Origin of the sequence: Streptomyces beijiangensis (assembly GCF_017315755.1) — a bacterium.
Lineage (GTDB): Bacteria > Actinomycetota > Actinomycetes > Streptomycetales > Streptomycetaceae > Streptomyces > Streptomyces beijiangensis.
On the sequence record NZ_JAFLRJ010000485.1, the window covers coordinates 1 to 13,296 of the forward strand.

The 13,296-nt window shown below is 70.3% G+C and carries 14 protein-coding genes; 12 read left to right on the forward strand and 2 right to left on the reverse strand.

The genetic code is table 11. From position 1 onward, the window contains the following. The coding region (locus J0695_RS35510) for a S8 family serine peptidase (protein WP_206968895.1) at positions 1-895 on the forward strand (895 nt) is incomplete at its 5' end. Here J0695_RS35510 and J0695_RS35515 read toward each other — a convergent pair. Then, a complete protein-coding gene (locus tag J0695_RS35515; protein WP_206968896.1) occupies positions 870-1,796 on the reverse strand; it encodes a serine hydrolase in 927 nt (308 codons plus the stop codon). The two genes, J0695_RS35510 and J0695_RS35515, sit on opposite strands and share 26 nt — an antisense overlap. Positions 1,797-1,891: 95 nt before the next feature. Here J0695_RS35515 and J0695_RS35520 point away from each other — a divergent pair, with 95 nt between their 5' ends. Both J0695_RS35520 and J0695_RS35525 read left to right on the forward strand, forming a co-directional pair. Continuing rightward, positions 1,892-2,620 carry an SseB family protein gene (locus tag J0695_RS35520; RefSeq protein WP_206968897.1) on the forward strand — a complete coding sequence of 243 codons (729 nt, stop codon included), beginning with the start codon at positions 1,892-1,894 and terminating at the stop codon, positions 2,618-2,620. Between the two features lie 73 nt (positions 2,621-2,693). Beyond that, the gene (locus tag J0695_RS35525) at positions 2,694-3,431 is read left to right on the forward strand and encodes an MIP family channel protein (protein WP_206968898.1); all 738 of its coding nucleotides are present in this window, start codon (positions 2,694-2,696) and stop codon (positions 3,429-3,431) included. A 23-nt stretch (positions 3,432-3,454) separates the two neighbouring features. Here the strand turns inward: J0695_RS35525 and J0695_RS35530 are convergent, their stop codons facing one another. Next, positions 3,455-3,820 (reverse strand): DUF1844 domain-containing protein, encoded by a 366-nt coding sequence (locus J0695_RS35530; RefSeq protein ID WP_206968899.1) that lies wholly within the window; start codon positions 3,818-3,820, stop codon positions 3,455-3,457. Between the two features lie 335 nt (positions 3,821-4,155). On the opposite strand from J0695_RS35530, the gene infC reads away from it, so the two are divergent. From infC to J0695_RS35575, 9 genes are all read left to right on the forward strand, one after another. Further along, positions 4,156-4,884 (forward strand): translation initiation factor IF-3, encoded by a 729-nt coding sequence (infC, locus tag J0695_RS35535; RefSeq protein ID WP_206968900.1) that lies wholly within the window; start codon positions 4,156-4,158, stop codon positions 4,882-4,884. 122 nt (positions 4,885-5,006) lie between these two features. Continuing rightward, positions 5,007-5,201, forward strand: a complete 195-nt coding sequence (gene rpmI / locus J0695_RS35540; protein ID WP_206968901.1) for a 50S ribosomal protein L35 — start codon at positions 5,007-5,009, stop codon at positions 5,199-5,201. A gap of 107 nt (positions 5,202-5,308) precedes the next feature. Further along, positions 5,309-5,695 (forward strand): 50S ribosomal protein L20, encoded by a 387-nt coding sequence (rplT, locus tag J0695_RS35545; protein WP_206968902.1) that lies wholly within the window; start codon positions 5,309-5,311, stop codon positions 5,693-5,695. A gap of 99 nt (positions 5,696-5,794) precedes the next feature. Beyond that, positions 5,795-6,655: a TrmH family RNA methyltransferase gene (locus J0695_RS35550; protein ID WP_206968903.1), complete on the forward strand. Its 861-nt coding sequence runs from the start codon at positions 5,795-5,797 to the stop codon at positions 6,653-6,655. 50 nt (positions 6,656-6,705) lie between these two features. After that, complete coding sequence (locus J0695_RS35555) at positions 6,706-7,830, forward strand: sensor histidine kinase (RefSeq protein ID WP_206968904.1); 1,125 nt, start codon at positions 6,706-6,708, stop codon at positions 7,828-7,830. A gap of 115 nt (positions 7,831-7,945) precedes the next feature. Beyond that, on the forward strand, positions 7,946-9,067 hold the full coding sequence (pheS, locus tag J0695_RS35560; RefSeq protein ID WP_206968905.1) for a phenylalanine--tRNA ligase subunit alpha: 1,122 nt from the start codon (positions 7,946-7,948) through the stop codon (positions 9,065-9,067). Beyond that, a complete protein-coding gene (gene pheT / locus J0695_RS35565; protein WP_206968906.1) occupies positions 9,067-11,595 on the forward strand; it encodes a phenylalanine--tRNA ligase subunit beta in 2,529 nt (842 codons plus the stop codon). Before pheS ends, pheT begins: the two co-directional genes overlap by 1 nt. A gap of 165 nt (positions 11,596-11,760) precedes the next feature. Then, positions 11,761-12,798: a PP2C family protein-serine/threonine phosphatase gene (locus J0695_RS35570; protein WP_206968907.1), complete on the forward strand. Its 1,038-nt coding sequence runs from the start codon at positions 11,761-11,763 to the stop codon at positions 12,796-12,798. A gap of 252 nt (positions 12,799-13,050) precedes the next feature. Then, on the forward strand, positions 13,051-13,296 hold a 246-nt coding region (locus J0695_RS35575; RefSeq protein WP_505383622.1), incomplete at its 3' end, for an NsdA family TPR-like regulatory protein.

Consider the following 13,296-nt stretch of genomic DNA (forward strand, 5'->3'; position numbering starts at 1 on the left):
CCGTGCCCGTGGCACCGCGATGGCCGGGATCATCGCGGGCCACGGGCACGGCGCAGGACGTGAGGACGGGGTGCTCGGCATCGCCCCCGAGGCGAAGATCCTGCCGGTCAGAGTGATCCTGGAGTCCACCGACCCGGCCCGCAAGCAGGCCCGTTCGAGCAAGGGCAGCGCACTCGCCGAGGGCATCCGCTGGGCCGCCGACCACGGTGCGGACGTCATCAACCTCTCCCTCGGCGACGACAGCGCCTCCGCCCACCCGGAGGCCACCGAGGACGCGGCGGTGCAGTACGCGCTCGCCAAGGGCGCCGTCGTGGTCGCGTCGGCGGGCAACGGCGGCGAGGACGGCGACCACATCTCGTACCCGGCCGCCTACCCCGGCGTGATAGCGGTCGCGGCCGTCGACCAGAACGGCACCCACGCCTCCTTCTCCACCCGCCACTGGTACGCCACGGTCAGCGCCCCCGGCGACGCCGTGGTCATCGCCGACCCGGACCGCAAGTACTACAAGGGCTGGGGGACCAGCGCCGCCTCCGCCTATGTCTCCGGAGCGGTCGCACTGCTGCGCGCTGCCCATCCCAAGCTGACCCCGGCCCAGATCAAGAAGCTGCTCACGGACACCGCGCGCAACGCCCCGCAGGGCGGCCGCGACGACGCCAGGGGCTACGGCTTCATCGACCCGAGGGCCGCGATCGCGGCCGCGGCGAAGCTCACCCCCGACGCGCCGCCCGCCCGCTACCGCAGCACCTATTTCGGCACCGGGCCCGACGTCGTACAGAAGGGCGAAGGGCCGTCCTCCTGGCTCGTGCCGCTCGCGGGAGGCGCCGGTGTGCTGCTGCTCGGAGGGGCCGTGGTGGTGTGGCGCGGCGGGTTCAGACGGCGCCGGCGATGGCGGTGACAGCGGTCGTGGCCGCGGCCTCGACCAGCGAAATACCCGCCTTCTGCGAGGCGTTGCCGCCGGAGAGCACGGCGAGGAGATAGCTGCGGCCGCCCTCGGTGACGTGCCCGATGCTGTTGATGTCCCACAGCCCGGTGGCGCTTCTGGGCAGCCAGCCGTTCTTCAGCTCCCAGCTGCTGCCCGCCGCGGAGACGCCCCACTGCTGGTCGGCCTCCACCTGCCCCATCAGCCCCTTGATGTACGCACGTGACGACGCGTCCAGCACCGGACCTGAGCCGAACACCACGTTCAGCAGCGTCAGCTGATCGGCGGCCGTCGTCCGGGTCAGACCCCACCGGGGCCCTTCGCCGCCCGTGGTGCCGCTGAGCCCCAGCCGTTTGTTCGCGGCATCCAAGCCGTCAGCGCCGCCGATCGCGTCCCACAGCGCCGTCGCCGAGGCGTTGCTGCTGTTCTCGATCATGGAGGTCGCGTACGACTTCTCCTGCGCGGTGAGGGAGCGCCCGTCGTCCTGCGCCCCGAGCAGCAGCGCCGCGAGGATGTCGACCTTGACGATGCTCGCGGTGTCGAACGCCCCGGTCCCGTACGTCGCCGACTTCCCGCTCCGCACATCGAGCACGGCCACCGACACCTTCGCGTCGGCGCCGGGCACGACGGACTTCATTGCCGCGGCCAGCACTGCGTCGTAATCCACTGTGGGCTCCTCGCTCTCCGCCACCGTCAGTGTCGATGGTCCCGCGACGGCGGACGCGAAGGACGACGGGGCCGACGACACGTCGCGCGACGAGGCCTCCAGGGCGGGGAGCGCCGCGTATACGCCTCCGGCGGCCAGCACCACGGCGGCGGCCGACAGGCAGAGACGTGATCGTCCGCCACGTCTGGGGCGTGAGTGAGCACTGGGCATGGAGCGGACGGTAGGAAGCGAACCTGGGCGGCTGCTGTGTCCGGCCTGTAGCCCCGGTGAGAAACGCGCCCCGGCCCGGCGGATACGCTCGGCAGGTGGCGCTCAAGAACATCCCGAACCCCGGTTTCTCCGACGACGACGGCACCGCCGACACCCGGCTGGCCTCGGCCCTCGCCGTCTGGTCGACGGACCGCACGGCCGAACCGCAGCTGCTCGAAGCCCTCCGCGAGGCCCGTCTCCTGGTGCCTGTCGTGGCCGTGCTCGGCGAGGTCGAGACGGGGGAGGACGGGCTGCGCAGGGAGAAGACGAGCGACATGGCCGTCCCCACGCTCCAGGCCGGTGACCGCCGCGCGCTGCCCGCGTTCACCTCCGTCGAGACCCTGGCCCGCTGGGATCCGGAGGCCCGCCCGGTTGCCGTGCCCCTGCACCAGGCGCTGCAGGCGGCCGCCCACGAGAAGGCCGACACGGTGGTGCTCGACCTCGCGGGCCCGGTCGCGTACGAGCTGAAGGGGGCGGCGCTGCGCGCACTGGCCGAAGGCCGTACCAGCGCGGACCCGCTCGACGACCCGGCCGTCATCGAGGCGGTACGTACAGTGGTCGCCGGCGAGCCCGCCGTGCTCCGCGCCCATGTGGGCCCGGGCCAGGCGGACGGCACGCTCGTCCTCGTCCTGGAACCCGGCGCCGACCCGGGCGCGACGGCCCGCTCCGTCGCCTCGGCGCTGGCGGCCGACGAGACGCTGCGAGCGAGGCTGGTGCGGGGTCTGGACCTTGCACTGCTGCCGCCGGAGGCCCCCGCGCCGAACGCTCCGCTGTTCGTCCGCTGACACAGAACAGGCGCGGTGCGGCAACTCGGCGAATAATTGCGAAGAAATCGGACAATCTTCGCGAGGTGTTCCCATGAAAACGGAGACTCGGACGATTGCGGCGGAGTTCCTGGGAACTCTGCTCCTGGTCTTCTTCGCGGTCGGAGCCGCGGTTCTCGCCGGCGAGTACATCACCGCCATCGGCATCGCACTCGCCTTCGGCTTCACCCTGCTCGCGCTGGCGTACGCCCTGGGTCCGATCTCCGGCTGTCACGTCAACCCGGCGGTCACCCTGGGCATGCTGGTGGCCAGGCGCATCACGCTCCGTACCGCCATCGAGTACTGGGTCGCCCAGCTGCTCGGCGGCATCGTCGGCGCGGCCCTGCTCTTCCTGCTGGCCAAGCAGGTCCCGGGCCTGAAGACGAGCGGCGCGTTCGGCAGCAACGGCTACGGCGACCGCTCCGCCGTCCACATCAACATGGGTGGAGCCTTCCTCGCCGAGGTCGTCCTCACCTTCCTGCTGGTCTTCGTCGTTCTCGCGGTGACCCACAAGGTCGCGGTCACCGGCTTCGACGGGCTGCCCATCGGTCTGGCACTGGCCACGATCCACCTGATCGGCATCCCGCTGACGGGTACGTCGGTGAACCCGGCCCGGAGCCTGGGCCCGGCGATCTTCGCGGGCACCGCAGCGCTCTCCCAGCTCTGGCTGTTCATCCTGGCCCCGCTGGTCGGCGGGGTGCTCGCGGCGCTCGCGCACCGGCTGACGCACCCCGCGGTCAATGTGCGCGTACCCGAGGTCGTCGTGGCCTCGGTCGCGACAGAAGAGTCCTAGGGGCCTCCTGGATTCCTGGGCCTCTAGCCGTAGACGGGCCCGGTGTACTTCTCGCCGGGCCCCTTTCCGGTTTCGTCCGCCACTACAGAGGCCTCGCGGAACGCCAGCTGCAGCGACTTGAGCCCGTCGCGCATCGGCGCCGCGTGGAAGGAGCTGATCTCCGTCGCGCTGGCGTCCAGCAGGCCGGCCAGGGCGTGGATCAGCTTCCTGGCCTCGTCGAGGTCCTTGTGCTTCTCGCCTTCCTCGGCCAGGCCGAGGTTGACTGCGGCCGCGCTCATCAGATGCACTGCGACCGTTGTGATCACCTCGACAGCGGGGACGTCCGCGATGTCGCGGGTCATGGCGTCGAAGCCGGGGGTCTCTTCGTTCAGGGGGGTCGCGTCACTCATGACGCACACGATAAAGGGCCACGCACCCGATTAGCCCCACCCCCCTGAGGGTGCTAACCTTGTGTAACGACCGGCCGGACACCTGTGTGCCCGGCCCACAAGTGGAGGCTCCGATCTCCCACCTGGCCGTCCTCGCGGACGGCGGGTCACCGGTCAGGTAGCGCCCATCGTTCCGTACGGACGATGGAGTTGCCCGATGTGCGCCCCGCGGTTGACGCGGCGGTGCTCCGGTATTCCTTGGAGCTCCCGCCTGTGTCCCGTCCGGGGCATTTTTTTATGCTTCCGCTCGGTTGGTCAAAAGCAATAGACGTTACACGGCTGCTCCCCATGCAGCAGTGTGGTGCTACCGAGGAGGATCCATCAGCGCCGAGCCCCGCATCAACGACCGGATTCGCGTTCCCGAGGTGCGACTTGTCGGACCCAGCGGTGAGCAGGTCGGCATTGTGCCGCTTGCGAAGGCCCTGGAACTGGCGCAGGAGTACGACCTCGACCTGGTCGAGGTCGCGGCGACCGCCCGTCCGCCCGTGTGCAAGCTCATGGACTACGGGAAGTTCAAGTACGAGTCGGCCATGAAGGCCCGTGAGGCGCGCAAGAACCAGGCGCACACGGTCATCAAGGAGATGAAGCTCCGGCCGAAGATCGACCCGCACGACTATGACACCAAGAAGGGTCATGTCGTCCGGTTCCTCAAGCAGGGCGACAAGGTCAAGATCACGATCATGTTCCGTGGTCGTGAGCAGTCCCGCCCCGAGCTGGGTTTCCGACTGCTGCAGCGTCTCGCTTCGGACGTCGAGGACCTTGGGTTCATCGAGTCGAACCCGAAGCAGGACGGCCGAAACATGATCATGGTTCTCGGCCCGCACAAGAAGAAGACCGAGGCCATGGCCGAGGCTCGTGAGGCTCAGGCCGCCCGCAAGGCGGAGCGCCAGGGCTACGCGACCGAGGAGACCACGGACGAGGTCGCAGAGGTTTCTGCCGAGGCTGCTGAAGCCCCGGCCGAGGTCGCTGCTGAAGCCCCGGCCGAGGTTGTCGAAGCCCCGGTCGAGACCCCTTCCGAAGCGTGATCGGTGGGGCCGTCACCCAGACGGCCCCGGATTCCGCCCCGGATCCACAAACCAAGATCTGACGCTCCTGCAGTCCGGTGAAGCCACCGGGGGAGCGTCACTGACGAGGAGAGAACGGCGCCATGCCGAAGAACAAGTCGCACAGCGGTGCCAGCAAGCGCTTCAAGATCACCGGTACCGGCAAGATCCTGCGCGAGAAGGCCGGCAAGCGCCACCTGCTCGAGCACAAGTCTTCCAAGAAGACCCGCTCGCTGACCGGCACGGTCGTCGTGTCCCCGGCGGACGCCCCGAAGATCAAGAAGCTTCTCGGCAAGTGATCTCGCGGCTCCGGGTGACCGGAGCCCGAATCGACCGGGACCAATTCGTTTCCGGGCTGAGTGAGTTCATCGTTATGAACCCCAGCCCCGCTGCAAGGAGTTAACAAGTGGCACGCGTCAAGAGGGCAGTCAACGCCCACAAGAAGCGCAGGGCGATCCTCGAGGCCGCCAAGGGCTACCGGGGTCAGCGTTCGCGCCTGTACCGCAAGGCCAAGGAGCAGGTCACCCACTCCCTGGTCTACAACTACAACGACCGCAAGAAGCGCAAGGGCGACTTCCGCCGTCTGTGGATCCAGCGCATCAACGCCGCTGCCCGCCAGAACGGCATGACGTACAACCGCCTCATCCAGGGTCTGAACGCCGCCTCCATCGAGGTCGACCGCAAGATCCTCGCCGAGCTGGCCGTCAACGACCCGAACGCGTTCGCCGCGCTGGTCGAGGTCGCGCAGAAGGCCCTCCCGGCCGACGTCAACGCGCCGAAGGCCGCTGCCTGATCCGGGCACGTTCTTCCTCCAGGGGACCCGCAGGCGCACGCCGCCTGCGGGTTTCCTGTGTTCTGCAGTCCCGTACGTACGTAAGGTGAGACACCGATCATGGGTACCCCCGCCGAGCTGATCTCCCCGCGTTCCCCGCGCGTCGCCGCCGCCAAGCGGCTGGCCAGGCGCAACTTCCGTACCAAGGAACGCCGGTTCATCGCCGAGGGGCCGCAGGCCGTACGTGAAGCGGCTCTGCACCGCGCCGACGGCGAGGCGACCCTGATCGAGCTGTTCGCCACCGCCGAGGCCGCCGGGCGGTACGCCGACATCATGGCCGCCGCCGAAGCGGCCGGGGCGCGCATCCACCTGGCGACCGACGAAGTGCTGGCCGAGATCTCCCAGACCGTCACCCCCCAGGGCATCGTGGGCGTCTGCCGCTTCCTGGACTCGCCGTTCGACGCGATCCTCACCGCGCGGCCCAGGCTCGTGGCCGTACTCGCCCATGTGCGCGACCCCGGCAACGCCGGCACCGTGCTGCGCTGCGCGGACGCCGCGGGCGCGGACGCCGTCGTCCTCACGGATGCCTCGGTCGATCTCTACAACCCCAAGTCCGTGCGGGCATCGGTCGGTTCGCTCTTCCATCTGCCGGTCGCGATCGGGGTCCCCGTCGAGGATGCGGTCGCCGGACTGAAAGCGGCGGGTGTACGCATCCTCGCCGCCGACGGCGCGGGCGAGGACGACCTCGACACCGAACTGGACGCGGGCACCATGGGCGGCCCGAGCGCCTGGGTCTTCGGCAACGAGGCCTGGGGTCTCCCGGAGGAGACCCGCGCACTCGCCGACGCGGTGGTGCGCGTTCCGATCCACGGCAGGGCGGAGAGCCTCAACCTCGCGACGGCCGCGGCCGTGTGCCTCTACGCCTCCGCACGTGCGCAGCGCGCTTCCGGAGGGTGCCGCTCCGTCACCTCCAGCGAGTAGTGTGGCGAATTCGGGGGCCCACTGCGCTATTCGGAGAGGTGGGGTACGGCATGGTTGTCGCGGCACGCAGGACGTCAGGACAGGGACACAGCTCTCTGTGGCGTGCGACCGGCGGCATCGAGGGGGCCGGGATAGACCCCGACGATCTCCCCGACGGGCTGGTCGTCGCCGACGAAACCGGCCGGGTGATCGGCTTCAACGCCGCTGCCGCGCGCATCACCGCCGTACCGAAAACCACCGCACTCGGCGCCCCGCTGGAGACCGCGCTGCCGCTGGAGGACCTCAAGGGCCGCCGCTGGTGGACCCTGACCGATCCCTACGGCGGACTCGCCACCCGCAGGAGCCAGCCCGAGCGCAATCTGCTGCTGCCGGGCGGGCGCGAGGTCCTGGTCTCCGCGAGTTATGTGCGCGAGTACCCCACCGGACCCGTCCGGCGCGTGGTCGTCTCGATCCGCGGCACCGAGGCCCGGCGCCGTACCGAACGCAGCCATGCCGAGCTGATCGCCACCGTCGCCCATGAGCTGCGCTCCCCGCTGACCTCGGTCAAGGGCTTCACCGCGACCCTGCTCGCCAAGTGGGAGCGGTTCACGGACGACCAGAAGCGCCTCATGCTGGAGACCGTCGACGCCGACGCCAACCGCGTCACCCGGCTCATCGCCGAACTGCTCGACATCTCCCGGATCGACTCGGGCCGGCTGGAGCTGCGCCGCCAGCCCGTGGACATCGGCGCCGCCGTCGGCCGGCACATCCAGGCGCACACCGCGTCGGGCCAGGAACCGGACCGTTTTCTCGTACGGATCAGGCAGCCGCTCCCCGATCTCTGGGCCGACCCGGACAAGATCGACCAGGTGCTCGGCAACCTGCTGGAAAATGCGGTGCGCCATGGCGAGGGAACCGTCACCATCGAGGTATCGACAGCCCCCGCCAAAAATGACGAGAAAGGCACGGCCGTCACCGTGAGCGACGAAGGCCCCGGCATCCCCGAGGAGTCGATGGGCCGTGTCTTCACCCGTTTCTGGCGGGGGAGCAAGCGCGGCGGCACCGGGCTCGGCCTGTACATCGTCAAGGGCATCGTCGAGGCGCACGGCGGCTCGATCACCGTCGGCCGCGGCCCCGGCGGCGGCGCCGAATTCCGATTTATTCTGCCCGTCGGCGCCCCGGCCTATCTGGCTTGAGCCGCCCTCGGGCTTCGTCGCCTCCCTGCGGCCTTTAGAATCGACCTTTGGCACCTTTGCGCCCTCAGTCGTCGAGCAAGGTCGCGCCATCAGCCAATCGGAAGTACGGGAAGAGATGTCGGCACCGAACAAGTCGTACGACCCTGTCGAGGTCGAGGCACTGAAACCGGAAGAGATCGAGCGCATGCGGGACGAGGCGCTCGCCGCCTTCGCCGCCGCAGGCGACCTCGACGCGCTCGCCCAGGCGAAGACCGCGCACACCGGTGGCACCTCGCCCCTCGCCCTCGCCAACCGCGAGATCGGCGCCCTGCCCCCGCAGGCCAAGGCCGCATCGGGCAAGCTCGTGGGCATGGCCCGCGGCGCCGTGTCCAAGGCCCTCGCCGCGCGCCAGACGGAGCTGGAGGCCGAGCGTGACGACCGCGTCCTGGTCGAGGAGGCGGTGGACGTCACGCTGCCCTACGACCGGGTACCGGCCGGCGCCCGCCACCCGCTGACCACGCTCTCGGAGCGCATCGAGGACATCTTCACGGCCATGGGCTACGAGGTGGCCGAGGGCCCCGAGGTCGAGGCCGAGTGGTTCAACTTCGACGCGCTCAACATCTCCCCGGACCACCCGGCCCGCGGTGAGCAGGACACGTTCTTCGTGGCCGGCGAGAGCGGCAAGTCGGACTCCGGCGTCGTGCTGCGTACGCACACCTCGCCCGTCCAGATCCGCTCCATGATCGACCGTGCGCCGCCGGTCTATGTGATCTGCCCGGGCCGCGTCTACCGCTCCGACGAGCTGGACGCCACCCACACCCCGGTCTTCATGCAGGTCGAGCTCCTCGCCATCGACGAGGGCCTGACCATGGCCGACCTCAAGGGCACCCTCGACCACATGGTCGTCTCGCTCTTCGGCGAGGGGATGAAGACCCGGCTGCGGCCGAACTACTTCCCCTTCACCGAGCCGTCCGCCGAGATGGACATGGTCTGTTACGTCTGCCGCGGCGAGTCCGTCGGCAACCCGGACCGCCCCTGCCGCACCTGCTCCTCCGAGGGCTGGATCGAGCTCGGCGGCTGCGGCATGGTCAACCCGAAGGTGCTCACCTCCGTCGGTGTCGACCCCCAGAAGTACAGCGGATTCGCCTTCGGGTTCGGCATCGAGAGGATGCTGATGTTCCGCCACAACGTCGAAGACATGCGAGACATGGTCGAGGGTGACATCCGGTTCACCCGGCCGTTCGGGATGGAGATCTGATGCGGGTCCCGCTTTCCTGGCTGCGGGAGTACGTAGACCTCCCCGCCTCAGAGACCGGCCGTGATGTACAGGCCAAGATCGTCGACACCGGCCTCGAAGTGGAGACCGTCGAGCAGCTCGGTGCCGGTCTCAAGGGCCCCCTGGTCGTCGGACAGGTCCTCACCATCGAGGAGCTGGAGGGCTTCAAGAAGCCCATCCGCTTCTGCACCGTCAACGTCGGCATGGCCAACGGCACCGGTGAGCCGCAGGAGATCGTCTGCGGCGCCCGTAACTTCGCCGTCGGCGACAAGGTCGTCGTGGTGCTGCCCGGCGCGGTGCTGCCCGGCGACTTCGCCATCGCCGCGCGCAAGACGTACGGCAGGACCTCGCACGGCATGATCTGCTCCGGCGACGAGCTGGGCATGGGCGACGACGGCAGCCACGGCATCATCGTGCTGCCGCCCGAGCACGAGGCCGGCACCGACGCCATCGCGCTCCTGGAGCTGGTGGACGAGGTCCTCGACATCGCGGTGACCGCCAACCGCGGCGACTGCCTGTCGATGCGCGGTGTCGCCCGCGAGGCCGCCATCGCCTACGGCCTGCCGCTGCGCGACCCCGCGCTCCTGGACGTGCCCGCGCCCAACAGCTATGGCTACCTGGTGAAGGTCGCCGACCCGTCGGGCTGCGACCGCTTCACCGCGCGCACGGTCGTCGGCCTCGAACCCGAGGCCCGCTCCCCGATCTGGCTGCAGCGCCGTCTGCAGAAGGCCGGGATGCGCCCCATCTCGCTCGCCGTCGACATCACCAACTACGTGATGCTGGAGCTCGGTCAGCCGCTGCACGCCTACGACCGCTCGCGCATCGACGGTCCCATCGGCGTGCGCCGCGCCGAGCAGGGCGAGAAGTTCACCACCCTCGACGGTACGAAGCGCGTCCTGGACGCCGAGGACCTGGTCATCACCGACAACCGCGGGCCGATCGGCCTCGCGGGTGTGATGGGCGGCGCCAACACCGAGATCGCCGACGCCGTCGCCGACCCCGAGACCGGTGCCGTACGGGGTACCACCGAGGTCGTCGTCGAGGCCGCGCACTTCGACCCGCTCACCATCGCCCGCACCGCACGCCGTCACAAGCTCCCCTCCGAGGCGTCCAAGCGCTTCGAGCGTGGCGTCGACCCGCAGGCCGCCTCCGCGGCGGCCCAGCGGACCGTCGACCTGCTCGTGCTGCTCGCGGGCGGCACCGCCGAGGCCGGCGTCACCGAGATCATCGCGCCGTCCGCGCCGCGCACCATCGCGATGAGGGCCGACCACCCCGACAAGGTGGCCGGTGTCGAGTACGGCCGCGAGACGGTCGTACGCCGCCTCCAGCAGGTCGGCTGCGACGTCTACGGCCAGGACGATCTCGTCGTCACGGTCCCCAGCTGGCGTCCCGACCTGGCCGAGGTCAACGACCTCGCCGAAGAGGTCATCCGCCTGGAGGGGTACGCGAACCTGCCGTCCACCCTCCCGACGCCCCCCTCGGGCCGCGGACTGACCGAGCGCCAGCGGCTGCACCGCAGGGTCGGCCGTGTGCTCGCCGGATCCGGCTATGTCGAGGCCCTGAACTACCCCTTCATCGGGGAGACGGTCCTCGACCAGCTCGGCTTCGACGCGGACGACGCCCGCCGTCGTACGGTCAAGCTCGTCAACCCGCTCTCCGACGAGGAGCCGGCGCTGCGCACCACGCTGCTGCCGGGCCTGCTCACCGCGCTGCGCCGCAACCATGGCCGTGGCTCGCACGACCTGGCGCTCTTCGAGACCGGCCTCGTCTTCAGGCCCACCGGCCAGGAGCAGAAGCCGCTCCGGCTGCCGGTCGGCCGCCGTCCCACCGACGAGGAGATCGCCTCCCTCGACGCCTCGCTGCCGCGTCAGCCGCGCCGTGCCGCTGTCGTCCTCGCGGGCGCCCGTGAGCAGGCCGGCTGGTGGGGCAGGGGCACCCCTGCGGTCTGGTCGGACGCCGTCGAGGCGGCCCGTACCGTAGTCCGCGAGGCCGGTGTGGAGCTGATCGTACGGAGCGACCGGCACGCCCCGTGGCACCCCGGCCGCTGCGCCGCGCTGTACGTGGATATCGCGGGCGAGGAGACGCTCGTCGGCCACGCCGGTGAGCTGCACCCACGCGTCACCAAGACGCTCGGACTGCCCGAGCGCACCTGCGCCATGGAGCTGGAGCTCGACCTCGTCGAGCAGGCCTCCACCGGTGCGCTGCAGGCGCCGCGGATCTCCACCTTCCCGGTGGCGACCCAGGACGTCGCCCTGGTCGTCGACGCGGCGGTCCCGGCCGCCGATGTCGAGACCGCGCTGCGCGAAGGAGCGGGCGAACTCCTCGAATCGCTCCGGCTGTTCGACGTGTACGAGAGCGAGCAGCTCGGCGAGGGACGGAAGTCCCTGGCCTATGCACTGCGCTTCCGAGCCGGTGACCGGACGCTGACCGTCGAGGAGGCCTCGGCCGCGCGCGACGCGGCCGTCGCGCTCGCCGGCGAGCGTACGGGTGCGGTGCTGCGCGGCGCGTAAGCGTTCCGCCGACTCGGCGTCTCGTGCTGCCTGGTGAGGGGCGCATCCGGATCCCCGGATGCGCCCCTCACTCATTTGAGTGAGATGCGCAGGCGATTTACGCAAACAGGTGCGGTCGGTGGACACAATCGTCCCGCCCGAACAGGACGCGAGGGGGCCGACGGAATGATCCGCAGCAGGCCGTGGCGAGCGTTGCTCGCCTTCGGACTTCCCTTCCTCTGGCTTGCGCTCGTCATCACCTGGGAACTGACCTGCCCGCTGGCCACCGATGACGCACTGGCCGTGCGGATCCCGCTGTGCGGCGCGTTCCTCGCCGCAGTCGTCTCTCTCTGCGCGACCGTCAGGCTCGGTCCCTTAAGAGAGTTGAAACAGGCGCGCGAAGTCGCCAGGGCCACCCAGCAGGCACTGCTGAGGCCGCTGCCGGCCCGGCTCGAGGGGCTCGCCGTCGCGGCGGGGCAGCTCTCGGCCAGCCCGGGTGCCACGGTCGGCGGCGACCTTTACGAGGCGGTCTCCACCGTGCACGGGGTGCGGATCGTCATCGGCGATGTACGCGGTCACGGGCTGCCCGCGATCGGGGCGGTGGCCGCAGTGCTGGGCAGCTTCCGCGAGGCGGCGCACGACGAGTGCGAACTCGGCGGCGTCATGCGGCGGTTGGAGCGTGCCCTGGAGCGCCATCTGAGGGAGCGGTCGCGGGCGGAACATCCGGCGGCGGGCGGAGCCGACCCGGAGAACCCCCTCGCGGAGGAGTTCGTGACCGTACTGCTCATCGAGATCAGCGCGGCGGGCGAGCTGCGGGCGGTCAACTGCGGGCATCCGTGGCCCTACAGGCTGCATGGCAGTGCCGTTCCCCTCTCGGTCGCCGACCCGCTGCCGCCGCTCGGTCCCTTTCCGCTGCCCGCGACGATTCCTCTCCAGAACTGCGGCCGGCTGCTGCCCGGCGAGGCGCTGGTCCTGCACACCGACGGGGCGGCCGACGCACGGGACTCCAGAGGCCGGTTCTTTCCGCTGGAGGAGGTGCTCGCCACAGCGGCGCTGCACACCCCGGTCTCGCCCGTCGAGGTGATCGACCGGGTGCACAGGTCGCTGCTGCGGCACACGGGCGGTCGCCTCTCCGACGATGTGGCACTGCTCGTCCTCCGTAACGACCGAAGCCGCGTGCCGGTACAACCCGGCGCCGTACAGGCCGTTCGGGCCAGACGCTAGGGGAGCGCCGTCCGCCCTGCCGTGGAGTGTGCGGGCAGTGCCGGCAGGGCGGACGGCGCCGGGCGCGGGCCGTCGCACTGTACGAGGGGGAGCCGACGACCCGGTGCCTCTCTGTGTGAGAGGCAGTTCAGTACATCCGCACGGGGCGTGCGGGGGCAGAGTCCGGGAGGTCCAGATGCGGACACTCCGTTCACACCCCGTGTGAACGCACCTCCATTACGCTGTGCTGCACCGAGCCACCGGAGGGCCACCATGCTGCCCAATACCTTGCTCGACGCCTTGCTCGACGAGGCGGGAATGTCCCATGCGGGACTCGCGGTCCGGGTCAACCAGGCGGGCAAGGCGCGCGGTCTGCCGCTGCGGTACGAACACACCGCCGTGGCCCGCTGGCTGAAGGGCCAGCGCCCCCGCGGGCAGGTGCCCGACCTGCTCTGCGAGATCCTCGCCGTGCGGTTGCGCAGGCCGGTCACGCTGGACGACATCGGTCTCGGCGTGCCG

Bases quoted from the DNA above. Each gene is read 5' to 3' on its own strand.
- rpmI (WP_206968901.1), top strand. From the start codon at position 5,007: ATGCCGAAGAACAAGTCGCACAGCGGTGCCAGCAAGCGCTTCAAGATC.
- J0695_RS35515 (WP_206968896.1), bottom strand. From the start codon at position 1,796: ATGCCCAGTGCTCACTCACGCCCCAGACGTGGCGGACGATCACGTCTC.
- pheS (WP_206968905.1), top strand. From the start codon at position 7,946: ATGTCGGCACCGAACAAGTCGTACGACCCTGTCGAGGTCGAGGCACTG.
- J0695_RS35570 (WP_206968907.1), top strand. From the start codon at position 11,761: ATGATCCGCAGCAGGCCGTGGCGAGCGTTGCTCGCCTTCGGACTTCCC.
- J0695_RS35550 (WP_206968903.1), top strand. From the start codon at position 5,795: ATGGGTACCCCCGCCGAGCTGATCTCCCCGCGTTCCCCGCGCGTCGCC.
- J0695_RS35530 (WP_206968899.1), bottom strand. From the start codon at position 3,820: ATGAGTGACGCGACCCCCCTGAACGAAGAGACCCCCGGCTTCGACGCC.
- pheT (WP_206968906.1), top strand. From the start codon at position 9,067: ATGCGGGTCCCGCTTTCCTGGCTGCGGGAGTACGTAGACCTCCCCGCC.
- J0695_RS35525 (WP_206968898.1), top strand. From the start codon at position 2,694: ATGAAAACGGAGACTCGGACGATTGCGGCGGAGTTCCTGGGAACTCTG.
- J0695_RS35555 (WP_206968904.1), top strand. From the start codon at position 6,706: ATGGTTGTCGCGGCACGCAGGACGTCAGGACAGGGACACAGCTCTCTG.